23 protein-coding genes and 1 other RNA gene are annotated in these 25,145 nt (G+C 43.8%); 19 read left to right on the plus strand and 5 right to left on the minus strand.

Annotated features, from left to right (window positions below):
• Positions 1 to 63 precede the first annotated feature (63 nt).
• On the minus strand, positions 64 to 609 hold the full coding sequence (locus ABC357_RS00275; RefSeq protein WP_412885583.1) for a hypothetical protein: 546 nt from the start codon (positions 607 to 609) through the stop codon (positions 64 to 66).
• A 196-nt stretch (positions 610 to 805) separates the two neighbouring features.
• Between ABC357_RS00275 and secG the strand changes: the two genes are divergently transcribed.
• The 3 genes from secG (at position 806) to ABC357_RS00290 (ending at position 4,439) form a co-directional block, all read left to right on the plus strand.
• Complete coding sequence (secG, locus tag ABC357_RS00280; protein WP_412885584.1) at positions 806 to 1,039, plus strand: preprotein translocase subunit SecG; 234 nt, start codon at positions 806 to 808, stop codon at positions 1,037 to 1,039.
• Positions 1,040 to 1,320: 281 nt separating this feature from the next.
• Positions 1,321 to 2,283 (plus strand): c-type cytochrome, encoded by a 963-nt coding sequence (locus ABC357_RS00285; RefSeq protein WP_412885585.1) that lies wholly within the window; start codon positions 1,321 to 1,323, stop codon positions 2,281 to 2,283.
• Positions 2,284 to 3,083: 800 nt separating this feature from the next.
• Positions 3,084 to 4,439: a DHA2 family efflux MFS transporter permease subunit gene (locus ABC357_RS00290; protein WP_412888539.1), complete on the plus strand. Its 1,356-nt coding sequence runs from the start codon at positions 3,084 to 3,086 to the stop codon at positions 4,437 to 4,439.
• Between the two features lie 184 nt (positions 4,440 to 4,623).
• Here ABC357_RS00290 and ABC357_RS00295 read toward each other — a convergent pair whose 3' ends face one another.
• Positions 4,624 to 4,947, minus strand: coding sequence for an antibiotic biosynthesis monooxygenase (locus ABC357_RS00295; RefSeq protein WP_412885586.1), 324 nt, complete (start codon positions 4,945 to 4,947; stop codon positions 4,624 to 4,626).
• A 49-nt stretch (positions 4,948 to 4,996) separates the two neighbouring features.
• Positions 4,997 to 5,350, minus strand: a complete 354-nt coding sequence (locus ABC357_RS00300) for a hypothetical protein (protein ID WP_412885587.1) — start codon at positions 5,348 to 5,350, stop codon at positions 4,997 to 4,999.
• A gap of 252 nt (positions 5,351 to 5,602) precedes the next feature.
• Here ABC357_RS00300 and ABC357_RS00305 point away from each other — a divergent pair, with 252 nt between their 5' ends.
• From ABC357_RS00305 to ssrA, 6 genes are all read left to right on the plus strand, one after another.
• On the plus strand, positions 5,603 to 6,559 hold the full coding sequence (locus ABC357_RS00305) for a c-type cytochrome (protein WP_412885588.1): 957 nt from the start codon (positions 5,603 to 5,605) through the stop codon (positions 6,557 to 6,559).
• A gap of 402 nt (positions 6,560 to 6,961) precedes the next feature.
• The gene (locus ABC357_RS00310) at positions 6,962 to 7,654 is read left to right on the plus strand and encodes a response regulator transcription factor (protein WP_412885589.1); all 693 of its coding nucleotides are present in this window, start codon (positions 6,962 to 6,964) and stop codon (positions 7,652 to 7,654) included.
• A gap of 151 nt (positions 7,655 to 7,805) precedes the next feature.
• Positions 7,806 to 8,546, plus strand: a complete 741-nt coding sequence (locus tag ABC357_RS00315; RefSeq protein ID WP_412885590.1) for an alpha/beta hydrolase — start codon at positions 7,806 to 7,808, stop codon at positions 8,544 to 8,546.
• 34 nt (positions 8,547 to 8,580) lie between these two features.
• Positions 8,581 to 10,968, plus strand: a complete 2,388-nt coding sequence (gene rnr / locus ABC357_RS00320; protein ID WP_412885591.1) for a ribonuclease R — start codon at positions 8,581 to 8,583, stop codon at positions 10,966 to 10,968.
• Between the two features lie 107 nt (positions 10,969 to 11,075).
• Positions 11,076 to 11,543: an SsrA-binding protein SmpB gene (gene smpB / locus ABC357_RS00325; protein ID WP_412885592.1), complete on the plus strand. Its 468-nt coding sequence runs from the start codon at positions 11,076 to 11,078 to the stop codon at positions 11,541 to 11,543.
• A gap of 198 nt (positions 11,544 to 11,741) precedes the next feature.
• Positions 11,742 to 12,103: a transfer-messenger RNA gene (ssrA, locus tag ABC357_RS00330) on the plus strand.
• Positions 12,104 to 12,534: 431 nt separating this feature from the next.
• On the opposite strand, the gene ABC357_RS00335 is transcribed toward ssrA, so the two are convergent.
• Positions 12,535 to 13,362 (minus strand): amidase family protein, encoded by an 828-nt coding sequence (locus ABC357_RS00335; RefSeq protein WP_412888540.1) that lies wholly within the window; start codon positions 13,360 to 13,362, stop codon positions 12,535 to 12,537.
• Entirely contained in the window at positions 13,244 to 14,068 is an 825-nt protein-coding gene (locus ABC357_RS00340; protein ID WP_412885593.1) for an amidase family protein, read from the minus strand. The genes ABC357_RS00335 and ABC357_RS00340 overlap by 119 nt, the downstream gene beginning before the upstream one ends.
• A gap of 768 nt (positions 14,069 to 14,836) precedes the next feature.
• Here ABC357_RS00340 and ABC357_RS00345 point away from each other — a divergent pair.
• The 10 genes from ABC357_RS00345 to ABC357_RS00390 all read left to right on the plus strand — a co-directional run bounded on the left by ABC357_RS00345 (position 14,837) and on the right by ABC357_RS00390 (position 25,145).
• The gene (locus ABC357_RS00345) at positions 14,837 to 15,871 is read left to right on the plus strand and encodes a phosphotriesterase family protein (protein ID WP_412885594.1); all 1,035 of its coding nucleotides are present in this window, start codon (positions 14,837 to 14,839) and stop codon (positions 15,869 to 15,871) included.
• A gap of 25 nt (positions 15,872 to 15,896) precedes the next feature.
• Entirely contained in the window at positions 15,897 to 16,901 is a 1,005-nt protein-coding gene (locus ABC357_RS00350; protein ID WP_412885595.1) for a phosphotriesterase family protein, read from the plus strand.
• Between the two features lie 103 nt (positions 16,902 to 17,004).
• Positions 17,005 to 18,168, plus strand: coding sequence for a thiolase domain-containing protein (locus ABC357_RS00355; protein WP_412885596.1), 1,164 nt, complete (start codon positions 17,005 to 17,007; stop codon positions 18,166 to 18,168).
• A gap of 3 nt (positions 18,169 to 18,171) precedes the next feature.
• Positions 18,172 to 18,582, plus strand: coding sequence for a Zn-ribbon domain-containing OB-fold protein (locus ABC357_RS00360; RefSeq protein ID WP_412885597.1), 411 nt, complete (start codon positions 18,172 to 18,174; stop codon positions 18,580 to 18,582).
• 147 nt (positions 18,583 to 18,729) lie between these two features.
• The gene (locus ABC357_RS00365) at positions 18,730 to 20,460 is read left to right on the plus strand and encodes a CocE/NonD family hydrolase (protein WP_412885598.1); all 1,731 of its coding nucleotides are present in this window, start codon (positions 18,730 to 18,732) and stop codon (positions 20,458 to 20,460) included.
• Between the two features lie 83 nt (positions 20,461 to 20,543).
• Positions 20,544 to 21,530 (plus strand): MBL fold metallo-hydrolase, encoded by a 987-nt coding sequence (locus ABC357_RS00370; protein ID WP_412885599.1) that lies wholly within the window; start codon positions 20,544 to 20,546, stop codon positions 21,528 to 21,530.
• A complete protein-coding gene (locus tag ABC357_RS00375) occupies positions 21,511 to 22,206 on the plus strand; it encodes a 3-oxoacid CoA-transferase subunit A (RefSeq protein ID WP_412885600.1) in 696 nt (231 codons plus the stop codon). Before ABC357_RS00370 ends, ABC357_RS00375 begins: the two co-directional genes overlap by 20 nt.
• Entirely contained in the window at positions 22,199 to 22,888 is a 690-nt protein-coding gene (locus ABC357_RS00380; protein ID WP_412885601.1) for a 3-oxoacid CoA-transferase subunit B, read from the plus strand. The genes ABC357_RS00375 and ABC357_RS00380 overlap by 8 nt, the downstream gene beginning before the upstream one ends.
• A complete protein-coding gene (locus ABC357_RS00385) occupies positions 22,885 to 23,640 on the plus strand; it encodes a GntR family transcriptional regulator (RefSeq protein WP_412885602.1) in 756 nt (251 codons plus the stop codon). Before ABC357_RS00380 ends, ABC357_RS00385 begins: the two co-directional genes overlap by 4 nt.
• A gap of 170 nt (positions 23,641 to 23,810) precedes the next feature.
• On the plus strand, positions 23,811 to 25,145 hold the full coding sequence (locus ABC357_RS00390; protein ID WP_412885603.1) for an MFS transporter: 1,335 nt from the start codon (positions 23,811 to 23,813) through the stop codon (positions 25,143 to 25,145).

Consider the following 25,145-nt stretch of genomic DNA (forward strand, 5'->3'; position numbering starts at 1 on the left):
AATCAAAATCCCCAATATGCAGTTTAACCATATCTGCATATTGGGGATGGAAAAATCCTTTTATCAATCGCTTCGATGGTCCCTTTTCATGGCAACTTGGTATTTTTCAAGGAATACACCGATAAACATGCTTGCCAGCAGGAAAGGATAAAATTTCTGCATCATATATAACTGGGCCTCTCTTGACCAGAGAGCCTGCAGAAAAGGAATATCCTTCATGATAAAAGAGGATATGATCATTAATGCATATAATGTAAACCAGACCAGTGTCAGAATGCTGCTTTCCAAGCGGGCGTAGGCGGCTATAATGCCGATAATAAGCGCCAGCACAGCGACAGAAAGATAATTGGATGGCAGCATAAATGAATTGAATGTAGTTGTTTCAGCGAGCATTGAAAATAATAATCCGAATATTAATGCGGAAAAAGCGTATGTAATGAAAATGAGAGTTCTATTAAAAGCAGATTTGGTAGCGATCAGAGTAATGGTAGCTACAATGATCATAACGGCTTCGATATAGGAGTTCGTGTTCCATATTAAAGCAAAAATGCTGACAACGGCGAATATACAGTTGATGATGTCTATTTTTTGAATAATTGAACTGTACATATCCTCACTTCCTCTCCTACAGACATTATACCCCATCTTAACCTTGAAAAATCGCAAAGTAGCGCAGGTTTCGAAAAGTTCGGAACAAGAAAAAAATGCCAGGGTAGATAAGGGAGGACCGCTAAAATAGATTGAGAAAATGGAAATGGTATGGTACATTATTAATAATGTTGCAATAATGTAGGAGGTGGACTGCGTGAATACATTTCTCACAGTTCTTCTAGTAATTGTCAGTATAGCACTAATTGTGGTCGTTATACTTCAATCTGGTAAGAGTGCAGGGCTTTCTGGAGCTATTTCCGGCGGAGCTGAGCAATTATTCGGTAAACAAAAAGCGCGCGGAATGGATCTTGTTCTTCATCGAATTACGATTGTATTGGCAGTATTGTTTTTTGTACTTACAATTGCCATTTCTTATTTCAGTTTGTAAATAGTAGTCGTGGAAACCAGCAAAAGCTGGTTTTTTTGTGTGGAAAAAATCTCTAGGATCAGCTTGTGGGTTTAGAGAACTTGCAGGAAGGCAACAGCCTTTAAAGCTTAAAAATAAACGGAGCCATAGCAAATCAAAGCGGGAAGTAAAAGAGTGTTTCATTAGGTGTTTGTATAGTTTTTTGAATTTTCAATCTTTATTTTCTTTCTTAATGGAACCTTAACAAACGGATTTTAAGATGGAATATATATGGATTTTTTTTACAAAGGGGGAATAAGAAAATGAACCGGCAGCTATGGTATGGTTTTTTTGCATTTATTGGTGTAGTTATTATCGGTTTTTTTGTACTGCTGATGGTCATTATTAGTCCGGAAAAGTCAAAGGACAGCCAAATGGCAGCTGCACATCCGGTTGTCCAGCCGAAAGCTGAAGCGCCGCCGAGGAGCACAGCTGATGTAGTGGATAAAAAATATAAGAAGTATATGCCGCCCAGCATTCATGATGTACCCGGCGGACCTGAGGGGGAGAAAATCAAACAAGGCTATAAATATATGACTGAGACGGCATCTACTTTAGATGGGTATGTCGGCAACAAGCTGTCATGCGTCAATTGCCATGCGAATGGAGGCACTGGCCCAGCCTTGGATTTGATTGGAATTACAAAAGTATATCCGAAGTATAATTCCCGTGCTGATAAAATAATCACGATTGAAGACCGCGTCAATGGCTGCTTCCGGCGGAGTATGAACGGAAAGCCGCTAGAGAAAGACAGCCCTGTAATGGATGCGATGGTGGCCTATCTCGATTATATATCCTCCAATGTGCCCGAAGAAACGAAAGAGCGTCCATGGGGCGAATTGCAAAAGGTAAAAGGCGATATCACAAAAGTAAACGTTGATAACGGAAGAGAGATTTTCCAGAAGGCCTGCATTTCCTGCCATGGTGAAAACGGGGATGGAAATCGCTATGGCTTAGCGGTCTTCGGAGAGAATTCCTATAATATCGGCGCGGGAATGGCAAGGCTTAGAACGGCTGCTGCCTTCATACAGAACTATATGCCTTTGGTGGCGAACGGAGGATACGAGCCAGGTTCGCTGACCGAACAGGAAGCAATTGATGTCGCAGCATATATCAATGGACAGCCTAGGCCGGACTTCGCCGATAAAATCTATGATTGGCCAAAAGGCGATGCACCGGATGATGCCGCCTATGAAACGTTGGCACAGAAAAAGAAGAAAGAATAGTGGTAACAAGAAGGAGAGGCTTAAAAGGCCTCTTTTTTTACTGGGCAGAAACGGCGTACTTCTCTGAAGAATATAGGAAAATGCCCACCAGAAAGCAACTCAGTTTGTAAGCCTTTTCTTTATATAAAAGGGCCCGGCTTTACATAGAAGTCACTTTATTAGAAATGTGTCTAAAATGTGAAATCGTTAAAAATAGAGAAAAAAAATACTTACATCAGCGGATTTTTTTTTGATATAGTGAAAAACAGACCGGTTGGTATAGCGGGGGTGTACTGGCCAAATGGAAAAAGATCGTTGATAATCAACATCGCGACAAAAGCTTTTCCATCAAAGTGTAAAGTAAAGGACAGGACCGGATGTACTGGTAAGGAATGAGGGGCATGGTTTGCTCTTGTCCTTTCACTAATCCTAAATGGAAAAGAAGGAGTAGCAGCTTGTTTGCAGTCTTCATAGAAAACAATTTAGACGGACATATATTCAATGAAGGAAAATCTGTCCGTAATAGAAGTGTTTATGGCCATGATCGATAAAAGAGTAGTTTAGAGCTTTTACGTAGATAGGGCCTCTGTCCGTGAACTATAGAGGCTGGCGTGCAAAACTATTTATTTGAAAATTCTGTTATTTTTAGGCGGTTGATAGCGGGCCATTTTTAAAACTATGATGCTGCTTCTATTGAATGGAAAATGATGTCTTGCTTGATCAAAAAGACAAAAATACAAGTGGGAGTCATTTGAAAAGCATCAGCAAATTGATTGAAGGAGTTTTAATAAGTGAATAAACAAATCAAAACAGGGCCGATTATGGCTGCCCTTTTAGTGGCAGGCTTTGTCGGACTGTTCAGTGAAACAGCTTTAAATATCGCTTTAGGTGAACTTAGCCAAATTTTTGAAGTGAACGCGACGACTATTCAGTGGCTGGCTACCGGCTACTTTTTAACTTTAGGGATTTTAGTTCCCGTAACAGGCATTCTCATGCAGAAATTCACTACACGCCAAATGTTCTTGGCGTCTTTATTTTTGTCGATTGCAGGGACGCTGCTTGCTGCAATGGCGCCGATGTTCAGCTTGTTATTGGCTGCCCGGGTCATTCAAGCGGCTGGACTGGCGATTATTCTGCCATTGACACAGAATGTTATTTTTACGATATTTCCCCCAAATAAACGCGGTGCGGCGATGGGGGTTATGGGCTTGGTCATTTTGGCCGGACCCGCATTCGGACCGACTTTGGCGGGGATGATTTTAGATACATTATCGTGGCATTGGATTTTCTGGTTTACGATTCCGTTCCTATTATTCTCGGTTATCTTTGGTTATTTCTTCATTCCGAATGTCAATGAAATCCGGAAAGTATCGATTGATGTTCTATCCGTCCTTTTATCGACCATCGGCTTCGGCGGTGTTGTGTACGGAGTAAGTGTCGGTGGAGACCGTGGTTGGGACAGCCCTATGGTAATAACGACAATCATCGTCGGTTTAGCAGCGCTTATTTTATTCGGCGTCCGCCAGTCAAAGATGGAACATCCGATGTTGAATCTAAAGGCGTTCAAATATCCTATGTTCGCATTAGGCCTTGCCATGAATATGATTACATTCCTTAACATGTTGTCCATGCTGGTTATTTTACCGATGTATATGCAAATGTCCCTTGTCGTTTCAGCTTTTGTGACAGGGCTGATCATGCTTCCGGGCAGTTTATTGAACTGTGTGCTGGCTCCGGTGATCGGACGTCTGTTTGATAAATATGGTCCCCGTGCTGTCATTACGCCAGGAACGATTTTAGTCGTAATCGGCTACGGTTTATATGCCATGTACGGAACAGAGACCGCTTTATGGATTATGGTTGTGACACATATTGTGATGATGCTTGGTATCGGAATGGTCCTTGCATCTGTACAGACGAATACATTAAATGCACTGCCTAGACAGTATTACCCGGATGGAATTGCCATTACACAGACTTCACAACAAGTCTCCGGAGCCATTGGGATCGCTGTCATGGTTTCGTTGTTTTCTGCTAAACAGAGCCATTACCTGTCTGATTTTCCGAGCGACCTATCAGCTGCTGCTGCGTCAGGCTCGTCGTTTGTTTTTAAAATCAGCTTGGTTTTAGCCATCATCAATATGGCGCTTTCATTCTTTATGAAAAAAACACAGTGAGATACAGGAAATAGGGAATGCAGACGAAAAACTCGATTTTGATGAACGGTCAAAATCGAGTTTTTAGGTTAGGCAGGAACATATTCCTTAGGTTCTTTGAAATGGATATATCCATTATAAAAATGAATAGTGTTTATAAGAAAAAGCTGCCAAATGCGAGCTTAATCAGTGTGCACTAAAGGTTTCAGTTGTTCTTTGCTTTTTTGACTGCTTTGACTTCATACTTGCCCACTTCCACGCTAACAATATACTCAGGTTTGGCGTTCCCTCGTTTTGCTTTATGGTTGGCAATATGGGCATCGCTTTTTTCCCACTGCTTCCAATGTTCCTCCGACTCCCAACGGATCATAACGACTACCTCTTCATTGCCGCGCAGAACTTTTTTCTCCATAACTGTAACATCAATGAATCCTTCCTGTTTTTCGATGATGCCTTCTTTGCTGAATTGGTTGACCACTTGTTCCGCATGTCCCTCAGTCACTGTTATTTTTCTCAATTGGACAAACATTGAATATCCCCATTTCTATTCATATTTATGGCAAAGCCCTAAGTAAAAATCAATTATTTTCGTTTTTTTCCTCGTTAAGCTGTTCTTTTGCATCTGATAATGAAGCTTTTTCTTCTGTCTCTTCAGACTCGTAAAGTTCAAATAATTGAACAAATTCTTCTATGACCATCTCGATTGCTTTCAGCTCGCCTGCAATGATCGGGTTAATGGCTTGCAATTCAGGAGAGCTTAATTGTTGTTTGAGCGTAGAACGTTTTGTATTCAGTATTTCTAAAAAGGCAATCGCTCTTCCCCGGCGAAAGGTTTTGGCGCCACGTGTATAATTTTGCTGGTCTCTTCTTTTATAACCTTCGCCGCGTGTATGTCTATCCTTGTTGTGTCCTCTATGGCCTTCATTTCTCATAATGGTAATTCCTCCTTTTGTATACAAATGTATACTTAATTAATTTGATTGTATACATTTGTATACAGAAAGTCAATAGAGAGTCTTTTATAATGAAGGTTGTATCGGATTCATAAACAGTATTTTTCCAATGTTAGAAAGTGTTCATATCTATATGACTTCTTTGTGAAGGTCAATAGTCCTTAACCATTTCTTAACAATTTATTTCTATTTTGATAGTAAAGACAATATTTGTAAAAAGGGGTGGGGAAGATGAATAAAAATGTATGGTATTCGATTGGGGCGATAGCGGGGACTATTGCTCTTGGTTTTGCTGTTTTAGTTATGTTCATACACGTTCCTAATCAGGGAGGCAAAGCCCAGACTGCGGATGCCCCGGTACAAGACGCGGTCAAAACAAAAGCGACAGCAACAAGTACAGCTGACATTGTGGATGAACAGTATAAGGATTTTATGCCTCCAAGCCTGGATGATGTTCCAGAGGGAAAAGAAGGGGAAGAAATTAAGTTAGGCTATTCTTATATCTCTGATACATCTACCACATTGGATGGGTATGTAGAAAATACGTTATCCTGCACCTCCTGCCATGCGAATGGGGGCAATGGCCCAGAACTTGACTTGATCGGCATCACTAAAACGTATCCAAAGTATAATGCGCGGGCGGGAAAAGAAGTCACCATCGAAGATCGGGTTAATGGCTGCTTTCGCAGAAGCATGAATGGGAAGCCTCTGCCGAAAGATGGACCTGAAATGAAAGCGATGGTTTCCTATTTGGATTATATCTCATCGAATGTTCCTGAAGGCACGAAGGAGAGACCGTGGGCTGAACTGCAGAAAGTGGAAGGAGATATCACTCAAGTCAATGCGGACAAGGGCAGAGAGATATACAATAAGGCTTGTATTACATGCCACGGGGAAAAAGGGGAAGGCAATAATAATGGACTGGCGGTTTTTGGCGAGCATTCATATAATATTGGAGCCGGGATGGCTCGAATCCGGACTGCTGCCGGCTTTATCAAGGAATTCATGCCAAAGGCGGCTACGGGCGGATATGAGCCAGGTTCATTGACAAAAGAGGAAGCATTGGATGTGGCAGCCTATATCAATGCACAAGCAAGACCAGATTTTGCGGATAAAATATACGATTGGCCAAAAGGAGATGCACCGGACGACGCAGCGTATGAAACATTGGCCAAAAAACAGAAATAGTTGAGAAAGAGGCTGGGACAAAACCCTCCTCTGAATAGAAAAAAAGTGAAATTGAGAGCACTCAATTTCACTTTTTCATTATCTGACTAGTTTTGTCCCAGCCTCTATTTTCATGATCGAGGTTAAATTCCATTCTCCGAAAGGAAGCCTTTGTTCTCGCCCTATCTTAAGCGTGTCGGGGCAAAACGGCGCTCTCCGTTTTTCTTCATGTCCAGCTGCGGCCTCGAGCTATTAGAATACTTCCTTCTTCTTATTTCGATAAGTCAACATTAGCTCGCTGCGCTCACTGTGTTTCCTTTATCTAGGGAAAAAGTACGGCGCTAAACGACCGTCTCCGCTTTTCTTGCCCCCTATGTTATGCTTAGGATAAATGGAATCGCAGCTTTGTTGGGGGGAATCTGGATGGAAGGGAACTTGCGGGGAAAGAGTGTGCTTATTGTCGAGGATGATAGGCAGGTGAGAAATGTCATTAAATTGCATTTGCAAAAAGCCGGCTTCGAGTTATTGGAGGCTGAGGACAGCGAATCCGCCAGAATGCAGTTTCTGAAGCATGATCCTTGTTTTTTGGTTATGGATCTTATCCTGCCGGACGAGGACGGATATGATCTGTGCAATTGGGTGCGCAATGAGTTGAAGAGCAATGTGCCAATTATGATCGTTAGCGCCCGCAATAGTGAAGAGGATCGGATAAAAGGGCTGATGGAGGGAGCGGACGATTTTTTATCCAAGCCATTCAGCCCCGGGGAACTCGTAGCCCGGGTAGAGACTGTTTTGAGGCGGACAGCCAATCGGTGCAGCAAAATCAGCTTCAGGGGGTTGACCATCAAGCCGATTAAAGGAGAAGTCCGTTTTGAGGAGCATATATTGGATCTGACTTTATTTGAATACAAATTATTAATGTATTTGATGCAGCATCCGAACCAGGTTTTATCGAGGGAGCAAATCATCAGTTATATATATGAAAATGGCGAAAAACAGGTAAGCGACCGGACAGTGGATGTACATGTGACACATTTAAGAAATAAAATCGCCCAGTATACGGATCATACTTTCATTGAAACTGTGCGTGGAATGGGCTATCGTTTCATAGGATAAATGAAAAGGGGCAGGAGAGCATTTGTGCAGGTGTTTCCTTCTGTTCCTTTATCATGGATAAATCCACAAAAATTTGTTTAAATAAAGAGATACGAATACTTAGTGTTATCAGCATCATTGTCAACAACACAGGATGAGGAGAGTAATGAACATGAAAATCAAGAAACCGGAACCGTTCACTTTTGAAGGCGGAAAGAGAGCGGTTTTATTATTGCACGGATTTACAGGGAATTCTTCCGATGTCCGGATGCTAGGAAGATATTTGCAAGATCGGGGCTATACAAGCCACGCCCCCCACTATAAGGGACATGGCGTACCGCCAGAGGAATTGGTCAGTACAGGTCCGAGAGATTGGTGGAAGGATGTATTAATGGGGTATGATCGGCTGAAACGGATGGGCCATGATGAAATTGCAGTAGCAGGATTATCACTTGGAGGCGTATTTTCCTTAAAATTAGGTTACACTGTACCTATTAAGGGAATTGTACCAATGTGTGCGCCCATGTCTTTTAAAAGCAAGGAGCAGATGTATGACGGCGTTCTTGCCTATGCCCGTGAATATAAGAAAAGGGAAGGAAAGCCGCCTGAACAAATCGAACAAGAGATGATGAAGTTTGCGCCAATGGATACATTGGAAGCTTTGCAGGATCTAATTGCTTCTGTCCGGAATTCTGTCCGGGATATAACTGTTCCGACATTCGTCGTCCAGGGATCCAAAGACAATATGATTAATACAGACAGTGCAAATATCATATATAATGAAGTAAATAGCAATAAAAAAGAAATCAAATGGTATGAAGAATCTGGACATGTTATTACGCTTGATAAAGAAAAAGAACAGCTCCATAGCGATGTGTTTGATTTCCTAGAGCAATTAGACTGGAAGGAATAGCTTTTACCCTTGAATAGGGAGGTTGTTAATTATAATGGAAGAAAATATTCGGTATTATTATGATCGGTTGCTTCAATTCATGAAAGAAGAATCGTACAAACCGATGACAGTACAAGAATTAGAAAAAGAATTGGGCATTGAAGAATCGGACGATTTTAAAAGCTTTGTAAAAGCGCTCGTCAAAATGGAAGAAAAAGGACAAGTTGTCCGTACAAGAAGCAACCGGTATGGGTTGCCGGAAAAAATGAATCTGGTCCGCGGCAAATTGATTGCGCATGCCAAGGGCTTCGCATTTGTGACGCCGGAAGAACCAGGCATGGATGATATTTTTATCCCGCCCCATGAAACCAAGAATGCCATGCACGGCGACATTGTATTGGTGCGGGTATCTTCGGAAAGCTCGGGTTCAAGACGGGAAGGTTCCGTTGAAAAAATCATCGAGCACGGTTTGACGCAGTTGGTGGGAACGTATGTAGAAAGCAAGCATTTCGGTTTTGTTATCCCTGATGATAAAAAAGTCGTTAACGATATTTTTATCCCGAAGGCATCCCGAATGGGTGCAGTTGAAGGACATAAGGTTGTAGTCCATTTAACGGCTTATCCGGAAGGAAGGGCGAGTGCTGAAGGGGAAGTTATCGAAATCCTTGGCCATAAGAATGATCCAGGAGTCGATATTCTGTCTGTCATCCATAGCCATGGCCTTCCTCTTGAGTTTCCGCCGGAAGTGCTGAAGCAAGCTGAAAATACCCCTGATACGATTGCGGAAAGTGATCTTGATAACCGCAGAGACTTACGGGATCAAGTGATTGTGACGATTGATGGCGCTGACGCAAAGGATTTGGATGATGCCGTAACCGTTACTCGTTTGGAAAACGGAAATTATAAGCTTGGTGTCCATATTGCCGATGTAAGCCACTATGTGACAGAAGGCAGCCCGATAGATCGGGAAGCATTTGATCGCGGAACAAGTGTTTATTTGGTGGACCGGGTCATTCCGATGATTCCCCATCGCTTGTCTAATGGCATCTGTTCATTGAATCCCCGTGTGGATCGTCTGACTCTTTCCTGTGATATGGAGATTGATCCATCCGGCAAGGTGGTTAATCATGAAATCTTCCAAAGTGTCATAAAGACAACGGAACGAATGACATATTCCGATGTAAATAAAATTTTGGTCGAACAGGACGAAGATTTACGGGAGAAATACGACCATGTAGTTCCGATGTTTGAAGAAATGGAAAAACTGGCCCAAATTCTTCGCGATAAGCGCATGCAGCGAGGAGCAATTGATTTTGACTTCAAAGAGTCAAAAGTGCTTGTGGACAGTGAAGGCCATCCGACCGATGTCGTCCTCAGAGAACGTTCCGTCGCTGAGAAGCTGATTGAAGAATTTATGTTGGTTGCGAATGAAACGGTCGCTGAACATTTCCATTGGATGAATGTTCCGTTCATTTATCGGATCCATGAAGACCCAAAAGAAGAGAAACTGCAACGATTCTTTGAGTTCATTACGAACTTTGGTTATGTTGTAAAAGGAAAAGCAAATGATATTCATCCGCGTGCCCTTCAGGAAATCATTGAAGCTGTTGAAGGAAAGCCGGAGGAAATGGTTATTTCAACTGTTATGCTTCGTTCCATGCAGCAAGCCAAATATGATCCGGCCAGCCTAGGGCATTTTGGGCTATCAACGGACTTTTACACCCATTTCACGTCGCCTATCAGACGGTATCCGGATTTGATCGTCCATCGATTAATCCGCACTTATTTAATTGAAGGAAAAATAGATAGTGCCACGAAGGAAAAATGGGCCCAGCTTATGCCTGAAATAGCAGACCATACGTCTAAACGCGAACGCCGCGCTGTTGATGCGGAACGGGAAACGGACGATTTGAAGAAGACGGAATTTATGCTTGATAAAGTGGGCGAAGAATATGATGGAATCATTTCTTCTGTCACAAACTTCGGCATGTTTGTGGAGTTGGAAAACACGATTGAGGGATTGATCCATGTCAGCGCCATGAACGATGATTACTACCGTTTTGATGAGCGCCATCTCGCTATGATCGGGGAACGGACAGCAAAGGTTTTCCGCATCGGAGATGAAGTGCGCGTCAAAGTGGTCAACGTGAATAAGGATGAACGCGCCATCGATTTTGAAATCGCCGGCATGAAGAGCAACCGTCGCCGTGATAACCATGAAACGAAGGTTTTCAATGCAAAAAGCAAGGATCGGCGGAATTCTCGTTCAGGCGGAGGCAAATCAAGCTCCGGCCGTGATGACCGTCCGCGAAGCAAGCGGAAACGCAGCGGCGAGGGCGGAAATGACCAAGGTAAGCCGAAAAGTGGCGGCAAAGGCAAAAACGGCAAGAAGTTTTTCGAGAATGCACCAAAGAATAAGCGCAAAAAGAAAAAAAGAAGATAAAGATAAATAATCAGCGCCGGTCCATGAAGCCGGCGCTGTGAAGCAACTTCGAGTATGTATAGAATAGATAAAATAGACAATGTCACTGGAGTTTGGAGGAATACGCGATGGCTAAAGGAATGGGAAAGCAAGTAGCGCAAAATAAAAAGGCTTACCACGATTATTTTATAGAGGAAACCTATGAAGCGGGGATTGTGCTGCAGGGGACAGAGATTAAATCAATCCGCAATGCCCGTTTGAACCTGAAGGATTCACACGCAAGGATCCAAAATGGTGAAATGTACCTGTACAATATGCACGTCTCCCCTTATGAGCAAGGGAACAGATATAACCATGACCCTCTTCGACCAAGAAAACTATTGCTCCATAAACGGGAGATCAATAAACTGATCGGCGAAACGAAGGAATCAGGATATACACTTGTCCCATTAAAGGTATATTTGAAAAACGGCTTTGCCAAAGTACTGATCGGACTTGGTAAAGGGAAGAAGCAATATGATAAACGCGAGGATTTAAAACGGAAAGAAGCGAAGCGGGATATTGAACGCGCCTTCCGCGACCGTCAAAAAATGTAGGAGATAAAAGGTTTAAGGTGTTGGCCGGACGGGTAGAAACGGATTATAACAAAGTATGGAGGAAAAACGATTTCCAGCAGCAACAGGAACTGGCAATTGCAATTCAACCCCCATATGTTATAATGCTAATACAGAATGACAATTGAATAAGCGATGCAACAGCTTGCTATTCACTTTCGTTCGTTCCTTTTCTTATACGGGGACGTTACGGATTCGACAGGGGTAGTTTGAGCTTAAGTTGCGAGTCGAGGGGATCGGCCTCGTTAAAACGTCAAAGCCTATAACTGGCAAACAACAAAACAACTTCGCTTTAGCTGCTTAATAACAGTCTAATGCGGTTCCTCCCTCCATCGCCCATGTGGTAGGGTAAGGGACTCAACTTTAGTGGGCTACGCCGGATTCCACCGTCTGAGGAAGAAGGAAGAGAACAACCAGACTAGCGGTGCGGAAGCCTGTCGATTGGCTGAAGCATTGGCGAAATGCCAATAAATCGACTACACTCGTAGAAGCTTAAGTGGCAATATTTCTGGACGTGGGTTCGACTCCCACCGTCTCCATCAACCTAGTGGTATCAAAGGTGTGGAGGTAAGTGGCAACACTTCGGTAACACTAATCGATATACGTAACAGTGCCGGTTTGTTCTAAAGGATACAAGCGGCTGTACGTTGTACGCATTAAGGATGCAGGAGCATCTGAAAAGGCATTGGTCTACTTGCCAGTAGACCAATGCCTTTTTTGTTTTTGAATCTATTCTTGGCATCAGCCTTAGTTCCATAAAAGATGTACTTTCTATCTAGCGAAGAAGTTGGAACGCCATCTCTATATTACTGGTGTTTCCTTGGAGGCATCATTCCCTCATTTCTTTCACTAGAATTTTATTACATATTAGTAGTTGCAAATTGAGGATGTAGGTATCGAGCAGCCAATCGAACTATAGATGGGCCCCTCCTTTAAAGGGGCACCTAATTGAGATCAAATCTTATAAAGTGTGTCAGGGTACCATTCTGCCTTGTGTTCTTTTCTCGAAACTATACCCCATATTCAATAATTTTTCATCTTCACCATATTTCGTCATGAACGTGGCGCTTTGGGGCACGCCTTTTGAATCTTTACCAAAAGGCACAGCCAATTCAGGATAACCTGCCGCCGCAGGAGCTGTTGTCCCTGAACTGTTCAAAAACACTATCGCATCTAAATGGCGATCAGCGAAAAGAGAATCGAGAACCAGTCGGGCATTACGGATGGATGCCTCTATTGGTCTTTTATCCGCTTTTTCCACGTTATTGGCTTCTTCCAATAAATCTTGGCCATACTTAATTCTTCTTTTTGCATCCTCTTTGTTGAACTTAATCAGGTCATCTAATTTCTTTATAGGAAGGCCGTAGGCAGCGGCATAATCCTCGAAATCTTTCTTAAAAGAAAGCTTTATTTCATTGAAGATACTTATTTTTTCTTCATTGAGATTGATATCGATAATCTTTGCATTCATACCTTGTAGCTCTTTTTTTATCTTCAAAAGAACTTCTTCATCCACATAGTCGTAACCTGCCAGCCCGATGTTTTTTCCGCTTAATGCCTTTCCGTCAGTATCTAAAGAAGTCTGTTTTCCTGTAAGGGCATTGTAAGCTACAGTCACATCCCGCACCGTTTTTCCAATTGGTCCGGGTGTATCGATTTCTTTAATTAATGGCACAATCCCTTCACCTGGGACCATTCCGCGGGATGGTTTTAATCCTACGACCGAATTGGCTGCAGATGGAGCGACGATAGAGCCATCGGTCTCTGTGCCGATAAATGGGGATGAGATTAGCTGTGACAGCTACAGCGCTTCCGCTGCTTGACCCTGATGGAGATATCTTTAATGGACCGAAAGGATTTAGCGTCTGCCCCTTTTTGCCGCTATATCCGCTCGGCATAATGGATGATACAAAATAGGCAAATTTAGAAAGGTTATTTTTCCCTAGGATAATGGCTCCTTGTGCCTTCAGTTCTTTCACTAAGGGTGCATCGTCCTTCGGCATAAAATCTGCAAAGGCTACCGCGCCTGCACTGGTAGGCATATCTGAGGTATTAATATTATCCTTTAGCATAACTGGTAAGCCAAATAACGGGGAATTTACGTTTCCTGAAAGACTGGTGCGTCTGCGGTCCATCTCTCTGGCTTCCTGGATCGCTTTCGGATTAATTTCCACAACAGAATTGAATCCTTTTTTATTTTGGTCGAGCATTTGAATTCTGTGTAGATATATCGCTGTGATTTCCTCATATGTAAGAAGTCCGTCTTTAACCGCTTTTTGTAGGTCTTCAATATTTTTTTCAATGACATACTTCTCTTTGTCTTTTCTAAGCTTTTCCATGTCTAAGCCCTTAATTTGTTTATCTATGGAAGCAATCAATTTGCCATTGCCATAAGCAATACGCTCTTCCCCAGGGGGTGCAACGCTTTTAATGTATATATAACCGCCGATTGCAAGTAGTAAAAGGAGCAGAACTAAGGCTCCCAAAACCTTATAAATTCTACGCATAACATGTTCCTCCGTCATTTCATCTTAATAAAACATGGGCTGATTTCTGCTTTGAATATGTAGATACGCATGAACAGAATCGGTACAATTTCTATTTGCCGAAAAAAGGACTTGTTTCCTTACAAATGGCCAGCTATTGCATCATTCTAACATAGATAGGTTATGGAAAAGGATGGGGAATATACATCTGAGTTTGTAAGCATAAGCGAATAGGAATAAAAGAAGCAATAAAAAAATGAACGATTTATTACTATTTCTTGATTATAAATCGTTTCCTTTTAATACTATTGAATCATAAATAATTGCTTGGTATATGATCAGCATTGCCTTTGTATTCGGATTCCTTAATTACCGTATTATTAATGAGTTCTGTTATATGTCCCAATATAGGTCTTATCCTTTCGGAAACTATCTTTAGTATAATAGTCGGCCATACATGTAGTTATATACAAATAAAAAATAAGTAAAATAATGGAATTTGTTTATTTTGAATAATCAGAAATATGTTTGACTTTGGTATAACAATATTATAATATGTCATTACATTCCAAGACATCCAAGACATGACAATACTGTTTTGTAAACAAAGAAAGCGATTACATTAAAATGGCGTTTTCGGGAAGATAAGACAGTCGATCTTCCGCTATTTTTATGTGAGAGGTTTTTGTTTTGTATAGGAGATTGGGTTTTGTTGCAATTTCATCGGGGGTGAATCAGTTGCCTTCAATCAAAGGAAGATACAAAACCATAAATGATGGAGGGATTACGGTGGCAGAAATAATAGAGCGAAAAAGTCCAGCAGTTGCCCGCACAGTACTTGGATTGGTGCCGGCCCAAGAGTTAGGCGTTGTGCTTATTCACGAATCACTTCTTTCTGTGGTGCCTGGAGCAGAATATGCTCCTGAAATCAATATGGATAAGAGTGAGATTTTTGAGGTGTTAAAACGAAAATTGAATGATTTCCGCCGAAATGGAGGGAATACGATTGTAGATTATAGCGGGATGTTTCACGGCCGCAACGTGAAACTTTATCAAACTCTTTCTGAAACAACGGGTATACATATTATTGCTTCTACTGGCTTAGGACCAGAGAAGATGTTGAGTGGGTATTTCACTACTCCACAAAAGAATCCGCCTAAACCATGGTCGTCAGAACAATTTGCCGGATTATTCATTAAAGAGGTGACAGAAGGGATCGTTGTACCGCGTATTGAGCGTTCAGGCTTGGCCGGCATAGTCACATCCATCGCCACTCCAAGCGGTATGTCGAAAATCGAAGGCCACCTTTTTAAAGGTTGTGCCCAGACAGCTTTGGCAACTGGAGTGCCTGTTTCCATCCAGCATGGTGCAGATGCGGTTAGTGATCTGGAAGTAATCTTAAGTGAAGGGGTTCAAGCAAACCGTATTATCATAGGAGGACTTGACCGCCTTGAGGCCGTAAAGCGAAAAGAAGCATTTGCCATTGCTGGACGAGGGGCTTATGTAGCATTAGACCATGTTGGCTGGTCTGCATCAGACGGCTATATCAATGATACGGAACGGGCGCAATTAATAGCCGGACTGTTCGACAAAGGCTTTGGGGACCGTGTATTGATTTCAACAAATGCAGTTGGCGTGGCAAAAGGCCATGAAGCGAATGAACTTTCCTTTGATTATTTATTGACAAGATTCCTCCCGCTCCTGCGCCATGCAGGAATGGGGGAGGAACAGATTCAAATGTTACTAGAAAAGAATCCGCAGCGGATTTTGGCTACTGATTCTTCAGCCTCTGCATGCAAGGATTTCGTTGCGGAAGCTCAATAATACAGATATGGGGAGTGAATGAATAATGGGTAAGGTTAATACGGTTCTGGGCCCGATTGCCACAGAAGATTTAGGCATCACAGCAATGCATGAACATATCGGTTTCGGTCTTCCAGGATGCGACTTAGATACGCAATGGTGGAAAAAACCTGAAGAAGCTTTTGAAGTGACAATAGAGAAGCTGCGCCGTTTCCGTGAGCATGGCGGTAAAACATTTGTAGATTGTACAGGGATCGGAAACGGTCGTGATGTCGAATACTTCCAGGTGCTTTCACGTAGAACAGGAGTCAATATTGTTGCGGTTACTGGCTTTGTGGCAGGCGACTCAGCTCTTCCATACTTTCGTGAAAAATCTGTTGAGTATCTGACGGACTTATTCATCCATGAAATCATGGTTGGGATAGACGGCACAAGCGCAAAAGCAGGGGCAGTTAAAGTGGGAGTAAGCCGCGGGGGCAAGCTGAACGAACTTGATAAACGGATATACCGGGCAGCAGCAAGGGCTGCATTGAAAACGGGTGTACCGATCATCACGCATCTTTGTGTGGATGCTGAATCTGCCATTGCCATTTTCGATGAAGAAGGTTTGCCGCTTAGTCGTGTACTGATGGGGCATGCCGATGATGGCGGCTATCTGAATGAAGAGCGCGACTCGATGATAGCCGAACTGGGAGGATATGTAGGATTCGATACGATCGGTTACGATACTGAAATGGAAGGGTCCCCATATTGGGCGCGCCCGCGGCGGGATCGTGTGGAGCATTTTCTCCGCTTCCTGGAAAAAGGATATTTAGACCGTGCTGTCATTTCGGCTGATGCTAATTGTTGTGCTCTTGGATGGCCAGGATTAAAGGGACATTCCGTGAATTATCTGTTTGAAGAGTTCATCCCGGATCTTCTGAAAGCAGGTGTAAGTAAAAAGGTGTTTGAACACCTTTTAGTACGCACTCCTGCGGATATCCTTACTATGCAGGAACCTAAAGAACCCCTCAGTAGCGAGAAAACAGACTTGTTAGCAAGTGTGAAATAAAAGGATATCCTGCGTTTTCTGAAGCTGCTCCGCCTTCGGACAATCGTTGGACATGGCGGGGCAAACTGGTATTTTTCAACAGGATGAACGGGAGGTTATTAAGATGAGTATTAAAGGAACGGCTTATATTGCTGGAGCATACGAACACCCGGCACGAAAAGCACCAGATAAATCAGTTGCAGCCATCCATGCTGAATGTGCAAGGGGTGCCTTGATCGATGCCGGACTTTCTTTTGAAGATGTAGACGGCTATTTCTGTGCTGGCGATGCACCGGGCGGCGTGCTATCCATGATTGATTATCTAGGGCTTCATGTCCGCCACGCAGATGGAACCGATATGGGCGGCTCTTCTTACATCGCCCATGTCTCCCATGCTGCACAGGCAATCGCTGCTGGAAAATGCACTATTGCATTGATTACGATGGGAGGCCGTCCGCGCTCTGAAGGAAGAAGTGGCATTAAGCAAAAGGCGGCCGGTGCAAATGTGCCTGATGCCCCTTTTGAACTTCCATATGGTCCGACAGCTGTTAATGAATATGCAATGGCAGCAATGCGCCATATGCATGAATACGGTACGACCAGTGAGCAACTGGCTTGGATTAAAGTAGCAGCCTCACATCATGCCCACTTTAATCCATATGCGATGCTCCGTGATATGGTCACAGTAGAGGACGTACTTTCCTCCCCTATGATAGCGGATCCATTGCATCGACTGGATTGCTGTGTAGTAAGCGATGGCGGCGGCGCCATTGTCGTGGTAAATCCTGAAATCGCCAAAAGTCTGAAACGTCCGCTGGTCCGAGTCATGGGCGCAGGGGAATCACCAAAGGGTTTAATGGGTGGAAAAACGGATCTTACGCATAGCGGTGCCTTATGGTCAGGAGCAGCAGCCTTCGAAGAAGCCGGCATTACACCAGGGGATATTAAGTACGCTTCCATATATGACAGCTTCACTATCACTGTATTGATGCAGCTGGAGGATTTAGGGTTCTGTCAGAAAGGCGAAGGGGGCAGATTTGTTTCTGATGGCAATCTGATTGCAGGCGTTGGGAAACTTCCTGTCAACACGGATGGAGGAGGATTGAACAATAACCATCCAGCAAGCCGTGGCGGCATGGTTAAAGTGATAGAGGCTGTCCGGCAATTGCGGGGAGAGGCTAATCCAAACGTGCAAGTGAATAATTGTGACATTGCGTTAGTCCATGGAACAGGCGGTGGACTGGCGAGCAGGCATGGCAGCGCAACATTGATCTTGGAGAGGGTGTAGGTTATGGCAAATCAGCACGAGTCCAGAAAAATGGCAATCCCTGAAATTCATCCAGAACATGAGGAATACTGGAGGGCTGCCTCAGAAGGAAGATTATTAATTAAACTGTGTACCTCCTGCGAAGAATATCATTATTTCCCTCGTGTTCTATGCCCTTTTTGCATGAGCCACAGGACAGAATGGAAAGAATCGAAGGGTACGGGCAGTATCTACACTTATAGTGTCATGCGTAGAGGAGTCCCTTATGCAATTGCCTTTGTTGAACTGGATGAAGGTCCCAGAATGATGACCAATATAGTCGATTGTGATCTTGATACTATTCATATTGGCCAACGAGTAAAGATAGCATTCAAGCAAACTGGAGATCGAGATAATCCAGGCTCTTTTGTTCCGTGCTTCACTCCTGTCGAGTAATAGGCAATTTACGACTCTATATGACTGACAATTTGGCGGAATTTACATTTCGCTTTCGTAGCATGAACGTTCATTTTCATCTGTCCTGTTGAAAGCATAATGGAGCCCTTAATCATATAGAAGGACTTAGAAGAGGAGAGGATAGAGATGATAATCACTAAGGATGTAAGCATTCAAATGCGCGACGGAGTACATATCGCCGCAGATTTATATCGACCTGAAGGCAGGGGCAAAGTGCCTGCACTGCTTGCACTTAGCCCATATGGAAAAGAACTGCAGGCCCAAGCACTGACCTTGCCTCCGCAAGCCCGTCCCAGCCACCTATGGAATGGAGCGATTGAAGCAGGGGATATCCATGAAGTCGTATCCCGTGGATATGCGCATGTCATTGCCGATGTACGTGGAACAGGCGGTTCTGAAGGCCAAATGTGCGGGAACTATAACTCTGGCGGACACGGCGACGGCAAAGATATATATGATCTTGTAGAATGGCTGGCAGAGCAGGATTGGTGCGATGGCAATATTGGAATGATCGGTATTTCATATTTTGCATCCGTCCAAATCCTAGGTGCAGCAGAACAACCTCCGCACTTAAAGGCTATCTTTGCAAATGGAGGGCACTTCGATCTTTATGAGCTTTGTTACCATGGCGGTATTATGTGGCTTATGCCCAGGGCTTCCCGTGAAGGGCGCGGCGGCGATAGCGGCAACGCATTCAATAATGTAGCAAGCAAGAGCTCGAAGGTATTCACACCGGAAGAACGTAAACAAATGACGCAAGACCGTTTAAGCGACCCTGATATTGCCCATTGGTCAGACTTTGTCCATCTCTTACATTATCAGGACCGTCATGAATTATGGATTGATTATTTATTGAATCCGCTTGATGGCGAGTTCTGGAAAGCAGATTCAGCTATAGAAGTGGCGCATAAAGTGACCATTCCGACCTATTTTCAGGCGAAATGGGGGCGCGGCTGGAATGTTGAAGGCACGATTGAATGCTTTGAAAAAGTATCCGGTATTAAAAAGCTTGATATCCAAGCGCTTCCGCCGATGCTCGAACGTCCATTCCATGAATGCCACGATGAAATGTTCAGATGGTATGATTACTGGTTGAAAGGAGTTGATACAGGGATTATGGATGAACCCCCGGTCCAGTTTTCTGTGGAAGGGTCCACTAATTGGCGCAAAGAAGATCACTGGCCGCTGCCTTATGAGGAAAAGAAAGAATTTTACTTGCGCCCGCGTCATAAAATCAGCGGCAAACCGGAGCCCTTGTCATCCGAATATGCACATCCTGATGGCTTTTATCAAGCTCCATTAACAGTAACAACAACATCTGAAAAGCTCAAATGGATAAGTGATACATTTCTTGAGCCTGTTGAAATGACAGGGACCGGTGCACTATACGTGCATGTGGAAATCGATACAGATGATACGAATCTTATTGCAAAGCTTTACGATATGGATCCGAGCGGCAAACGTACATTAATGACGTCAGGTTATTTAAAAGCATCCCATCGTGAATTGGATGATAAGAAATCAACATATGGAGAGCCTTGGCATCCGCATAACCGTGCGGTGCCGGTAGTACCTGGTGAAATTAACGAGTATGCGATCCGGTTATATCCATTCTCGTTCTTAATAAAACCGGGACATCGCATAGAATTGGAGCTTTCATGCAACGAGCCGCTGGATGGGGAAAGTGCAAAATTATTGCCTCCAGACAGTTATCATTTGCCAAGCGGCCGTGCAACCATGCATAAAATCTATCGCGATAAAGAGCATCCATCTCGACTTGTGTTGCCAGTCATCCCAAAAGAGTTCGATGTTCTCAGTAATAGACACAAAGTGTTTGCGAAGGAAGCTGCAAAATAAATGAATGCTGAATCAGGCTGCCGTGCCTCTGCCTAAATGACAGTCGGCGTCGGCACCCCAAATTGATTATAGGGAGGAACAACATGAATTCAGTACGTGTTATTCCAATTGAATGTAAATTCGGGCCAACTTCTGCCTACGCCTATTATATCGATGCACCTGAACCGGCACTTATTGATGCGGGAGTTGCTTCCTCTGCCTCGCTGGAAATAGAAACAGTACTGGCTGGCCACGGTATTCGTATTGAAGATATACGCTGGATTCTTCTTACACACGGACATGTCGATCATTTGGGCGGCGCACGGGCAGTTTGGGAGAAAACAGGGGGAAGAGCGGCAGTTGTTATCCCGAAAAAGGAAGCCTATTTACTGCGTGACCGCAATGAACATATTGCAGATTATAAAGGGCTTCAAGGAAAATATATGGACCAGAAAACACAGGAAAAACACATAGTGGCTCTTATGAATGATATCGGTGGAGATCTAGAACCTGCGTTTGAGGTTTCGGATGGCCATCAAATCTCAATCGGAGGAGGTGTGTCAATCAAGGTTTTCGAAACACCAGGACATTCAATCGGATCGGTAACGTTTGTTCTCGAGGGCTTGGGATGGGCATTTGCAGCTGACGCGGTACAAATGTACGGTGGGGCGAGGAGCGGGATGCCGACAATCGAAAATCCTGCTTTATATCGCCAAAGCATTGAGAAAATTAGTAAGGAATTGCAGCCGGATCGATTATATTTAGGCCATCATTTCCGTGATGGATGCGGCAAGGTGTTCGGGCCGCAAATTGATGGTGACGAGGTTGCTGCTGTTCTTCAAGCTAGTCTTGACATGGACGCCAAATTAGTTGGAATAGCGAACCAATATTTGACAGACAGTGTAGAGTTCCTTGAAAATGATGAAGTGTATGGCCCGTTCAAATCGATTGCTGATGAACTTCATTATACAGGCGACCCACGTAATTTACCCTGTGCTTTCTTTGTGACGATGAATGGGTATCAAGAAGAGCTGAATGGTGCACACGACAAGTGGGAGGAGGAAAATCTGTATGATCCAAAAGAAATATGAAAATGCTGATCAAGCTGTGGCTGATATGAGAGATGGAGCAACGCTGCTTGTTGGAGGTTTTGGCGGAAGCGGACTTCCATCACATCTTGTTGCCGCCCTTACTAATCAGGGGGCGAAGGGCTTAACCGTTGTATCGAATAATATTGGTGCGGTGAGTGATGGAGTTGCGGCATTAATCAGCAACAACCAAGTGAGCAAGATTATTTGTTCTTTCCCTGTAGGTCCCCATGCCGACGAATTGATTAAGCGCATGGACGATGGACATATAGAGCTGGAGATTAACCCTCAAGGGACTTTGGCAGAACGCATACGCGCAGGCGGCGCAGGCATCCCTGCCTTTTATACACCGACTGCGGCTCACACGGAACTGGGGGAAGGAAAGGAAACGCGCGATTACAATGGTCGATTGCATCTTTTAGAGCATGCTATCACAGGTGACTATGCCTTCATTAAGGCGCATCGGGCAGATCGTTGGGGAAATCTCATTTACCGCAAGACACAACGGAATTTTAATCCAGTAATGGCCACAGCAGCAAAAATCACAATTGCCGAGGTGGACGAAATTGTAGAAATTGGAGGGATTGATCCGGAAAGTATTATAACACCTAGTATATACGTACATCGCTTAGTGGAAATAGATAGGCAACTAGAAGGGAAGGTGGCAGTGAATGGATAAAGGACAACAGAAGAGAGGATGGACAAAGCTTGAACTGGCTTCCCGGGTAGGTGAGGACTTGGAGGACGGCTGGTGCGTAAATCTTGGCATCGGATTGCCCACTCTTATAGCCGATGTAATTCCTGAAGGCAAGGAAATTATTCTCCATAGCGAGAATGGCCTTCTTGGGCTAGGGCCGAAACCTGAACCGGGCAAAGAGGATATGGATCTTGTGAACGCCGGCAAGGAACCTATCACAATAAAACCGGGTGGTTGTTTTTTCTCCCAGTCAGAATCATTTGCCATGATCAGGGGCGGGCATATTGATGCATCTGTACTAGGCGCATTCCAAGTCTCGTCGAATGGGGATCTCGCCAGTTGGAAGCTTCCTGATGCTCCACTTGGACGTGTCGGGGGAGCCATGGATTTGACCGTCGGCAGTAAGCGTGTCTTTCTCTGCATGCAGCATACCAGTAAGGGAGTTCCGAAGATCGTTGAGGAATGCACGTATCCGCTGACTGCGCCCCGCTGTGTGGATCGGATTTATACTGATCTTGCTGTGATTAACGTGACAGATGGCGGCCTTGTCGTCCAAGAACTTGCTCCGGGGGTTTCATTTGAATACCTGCAGGAATGTACAGCTGCTCCTCTTAAAAGCCAGACATACAATATGAAGACTGAAAATATCGGGGTGAGGCCATGATGAATCAAGCCAAAAAATACACCATTGACCGCAGTTCATCCGTTCCTATATATAAACAAATCAAGGAGATTTTGATTAAGGAGCTTCAGGCAGCAGACGCCGAAGCTGGGCGCCCGTTCAGCACTGAGCAAGAGCTTGTCCGGCGGTTCCACGTGAGCCGTGCGCCTGTCCGCCAGGCATTGAAAGAGCTTGCCAATGAAGGGTACGTTTACCGGGAGCGGGCGAAGGGCACTTTCCCTGTGCAGGAACTCCCTGTCCGTCCTCAAGGATTGGAGTTAGGCGGTTTGGTCGGGTTTCTCCGAGATCAAGGCCTCGACTGCACATCGAAAATATTGAGTGTGGACCGCGTGTCATCAACAGAAAAAATATGCGCGATCCTTGGACTTGATCCTAGTGATGAAACTTTGAGAACGTCCCGCTTAATTTCACTCAAAGGGAAGCCGCTTGTATGGACACAAACCTATTTGGTTGTCCCGGAGGATTTCCAGCCAAATGAAAGGGAACTTGAAGAGGCTGACAGTGTATTCGTTCTGCTTGAGAGTGAACAAGGCATTTTTATTTCCAGGGGAGACCACCAAATTTCTGCGTCAGGTGCAAAAAGTATGGAGGCAGAGATTTTGGGCATCAGAAGCGGGGACCCGGTCCTCATCATTGAAACTAAACTGCATACCCGGAATGACCGGCTTATAGGCTGGAGAAGGGCAGTCCATATTGCCGATGAGTATAAATTTTCCCTTACTGTGAATCGCTAAGGGAATAGGCCTTCAACGAGTTAGGAAATAAGAAGAGCTGGCAAACTCCTTCATTCAAGGATGAATTTAGGAGTTTGTCCAAGCCCAACTGGAAATGATGGACATAATTTCACTAAATATTTTCTTTATATTCAGTATTTTCTGTAAATTATTACACTGGAGGATGCAAAGTGGCCCAAATAAACATTACTGATGCTGTGAATGAAGGGAAGTTTAACCGTTTTCACTTAGGATTATTGGTTTGCTGCTGCCTCATTATTACATTTGATATGTTTGATCTTGTTATCTACAGTTCCATCATCCCGGTTCTAATGAAGGATTGGTCCATATCGACAGTTCAGGCAGGCATGATTGGCAGTTACGGATTTTTCGGAATGATGATTGGAGCCATTTTATTTGGCATTAACGCAGATAAATACGGACGGAAAATTGTCCTTATTTTAAGTGTAGCCATATTTAGCTTCTTTTCGTTTGTATGTGCATTTGCACCTGGACCGCTCCTATTTTCTGTTTTTCGTTTCATTGCCGGTGTGGGGATTGGCGGTGTTCTGCCGAATGTGATTGCCCTAATGACTGATTACGCACTGAAACACATGCATAATATGATGGTTTCGATTGTCATGTGCGCTTTTTCTGTAGGCGGCATTTTGGCGGCTTTTATTGGAATTTACTTTATACCCCACCATATGGGATGGCACAGTGTTTATTGGGTAGCGGCATTTCCTATTTTGCTCATTCCCTTCATGGTCAAGTATTTTCGCGATTCCCCCGCTATTCTATTGAAAAAGGGGAAATTTGATGAACTTTGTTTGGTTCTTTCGAAGGTGAACAACAAGATGTCCTTTACACCCGATATGGAATTTGTAGAAATACAAAGCGAAAAAGAGACCGGGTCTCCTGTTATGGCCCTGTTTAAGAACAACCGTACACTAGGCACGGTAATGATCTGGGTTGCCTTTTTCATGTGTTTGCTAATGATCAATGGAGTCAGCACTTGGCTCCCGAATCTGATGTTCAGTGCCGGCTATGAGCTAGGGTCTAGTTTAAGATTTTTAATTGTTTTCAATATCGGTGCCATTATTGGCACGCTGATCCTTGGAGGCCTTGCAGACAAATTGGGTGTTAAAAAAGTGCTTGTCCCGATGTTTGTTGTGTCGGCAATTTGTATGACACTTCTTGGATTTAAAAATAATATGTTGATTCTGTATGTTCTTGTTGCCATTACCGGTGCATGCACAATGGGGGCCCAAAACATCTCTTACGGATTTGTATCACAGTATTATCCACCATTAATGCGTTCGACTGCCATTGGTTTTGCTTCAGGAATCGGGAGGATAGGGGGAATTGTAGGGCCGGCCTTTGGCGGTGTCTTATTATCTCTTAATCTACCTATACAAATGAATTTTATTTCGTTTGCGATACCAGGCATTATAGCGGCTATTGCGTTTTCCTTAGTTCCTTTGAAACTTGCCTACTATAAAAAAATCTTAAAAGAAACAGCTTAG

The sequence above is a fragment of the Bacillus kalamii genome (genome assembly GCF_047238185.1).
In the GTDB taxonomy this organism is placed as follows: Bacteria; Bacillota; Bacilli; order Bacillales; family DSM-1321; genus Bacillus_AD.

Excerpts from the sequence above, each read along its gene's own strand:
- ABC357_RS00275 (WP_412885583.1), bottom strand. The coding sequence starts at position 609 with ATGTACAGTTCAATTATTCAAAAAATAGACATCATCAACTGTATATTC.
- ABC357_RS00285 (WP_412885585.1), top strand. The coding sequence starts at position 1,321 with ATGAACCGGCAGCTATGGTATGGTTTTTTTGCATTTATTGGTGTAGTT.
- ABC357_RS00290 (WP_412888539.1), top strand. The coding sequence starts at position 3,084 with ATGGCTGCCCTTTTAGTGGCAGGCTTTGTCGGACTGTTCAGTGAAACA.
- ABC357_RS00295 (WP_412885586.1), bottom strand. The coding sequence starts at position 4,947 with ATGTTTGTCCAATTGAGAAAAATAACAGTGACTGAGGGACATGCGGAA.
- ABC357_RS00300 (WP_412885587.1), bottom strand. The coding sequence starts at position 5,350 with ATGAGAAATGAAGGCCATAGAGGACACAACAAGGATAGACATACACGC.
- ABC357_RS00305 (WP_412885588.1), top strand. The coding sequence starts at position 5,603 with ATGAATAAAAATGTATGGTATTCGATTGGGGCGATAGCGGGGACTATT.
- ABC357_RS00310 (WP_412885589.1), top strand. The coding sequence starts at position 6,962 with ATGGAAGGGAACTTGCGGGGAAAGAGTGTGCTTATTGTCGAGGATGAT.
- ABC357_RS00315 (WP_412885590.1), top strand. The coding sequence starts at position 7,806 with ATGAAAATCAAGAAACCGGAACCGTTCACTTTTGAAGGCGGAAAGAGA.
- rnr (WP_412885591.1), top strand. The coding sequence starts at position 8,581 with ATGGAAGAAAATATTCGGTATTATTATGATCGGTTGCTTCAATTCATG.
- smpB (WP_412885592.1), top strand. The coding sequence starts at position 11,076 with ATGGCTAAAGGAATGGGAAAGCAAGTAGCGCAAAATAAAAAGGCTTAC.
- ABC357_RS00340 (WP_412885593.1), bottom strand. The coding sequence starts at position 14,068 with ATGCGTAGAATTTATAAGGTTTTGGGAGCCTTAGTTCTGCTCCTTTTA.
- ABC357_RS00350 (WP_412885595.1), top strand. The coding sequence starts at position 15,897 with ATGGGTAAGGTTAATACGGTTCTGGGCCCGATTGCCACAGAAGATTTA.
- ABC357_RS00355 (WP_412885596.1), top strand. The coding sequence starts at position 17,005 with ATGAGTATTAAAGGAACGGCTTATATTGCTGGAGCATACGAACACCCG.
- ABC357_RS00360 (WP_412885597.1), top strand. The coding sequence starts at position 18,172 with ATGGCAAATCAGCACGAGTCCAGAAAAATGGCAATCCCTGAAATTCAT.
- ABC357_RS00365 (WP_412885598.1), top strand. The coding sequence starts at position 18,730 with ATGATAATCACTAAGGATGTAAGCATTCAAATGCGCGACGGAGTACAT.
- ABC357_RS00370 (WP_412885599.1), top strand. The coding sequence starts at position 20,544 with ATGAATTCAGTACGTGTTATTCCAATTGAATGTAAATTCGGGCCAACT.
- ABC357_RS00375 (WP_412885600.1), top strand. The coding sequence starts at position 21,511 with ATGATCCAAAAGAAATATGAAAATGCTGATCAAGCTGTGGCTGATATG.
- ABC357_RS00380 (WP_412885601.1), top strand. The coding sequence starts at position 22,199 with ATGGATAAAGGACAACAGAAGAGAGGATGGACAAAGCTTGAACTGGCT.
- ABC357_RS00385 (WP_412885602.1), top strand. The coding sequence starts at position 22,885 with ATGATGAATCAAGCCAAAAAATACACCATTGACCGCAGTTCATCCGTT.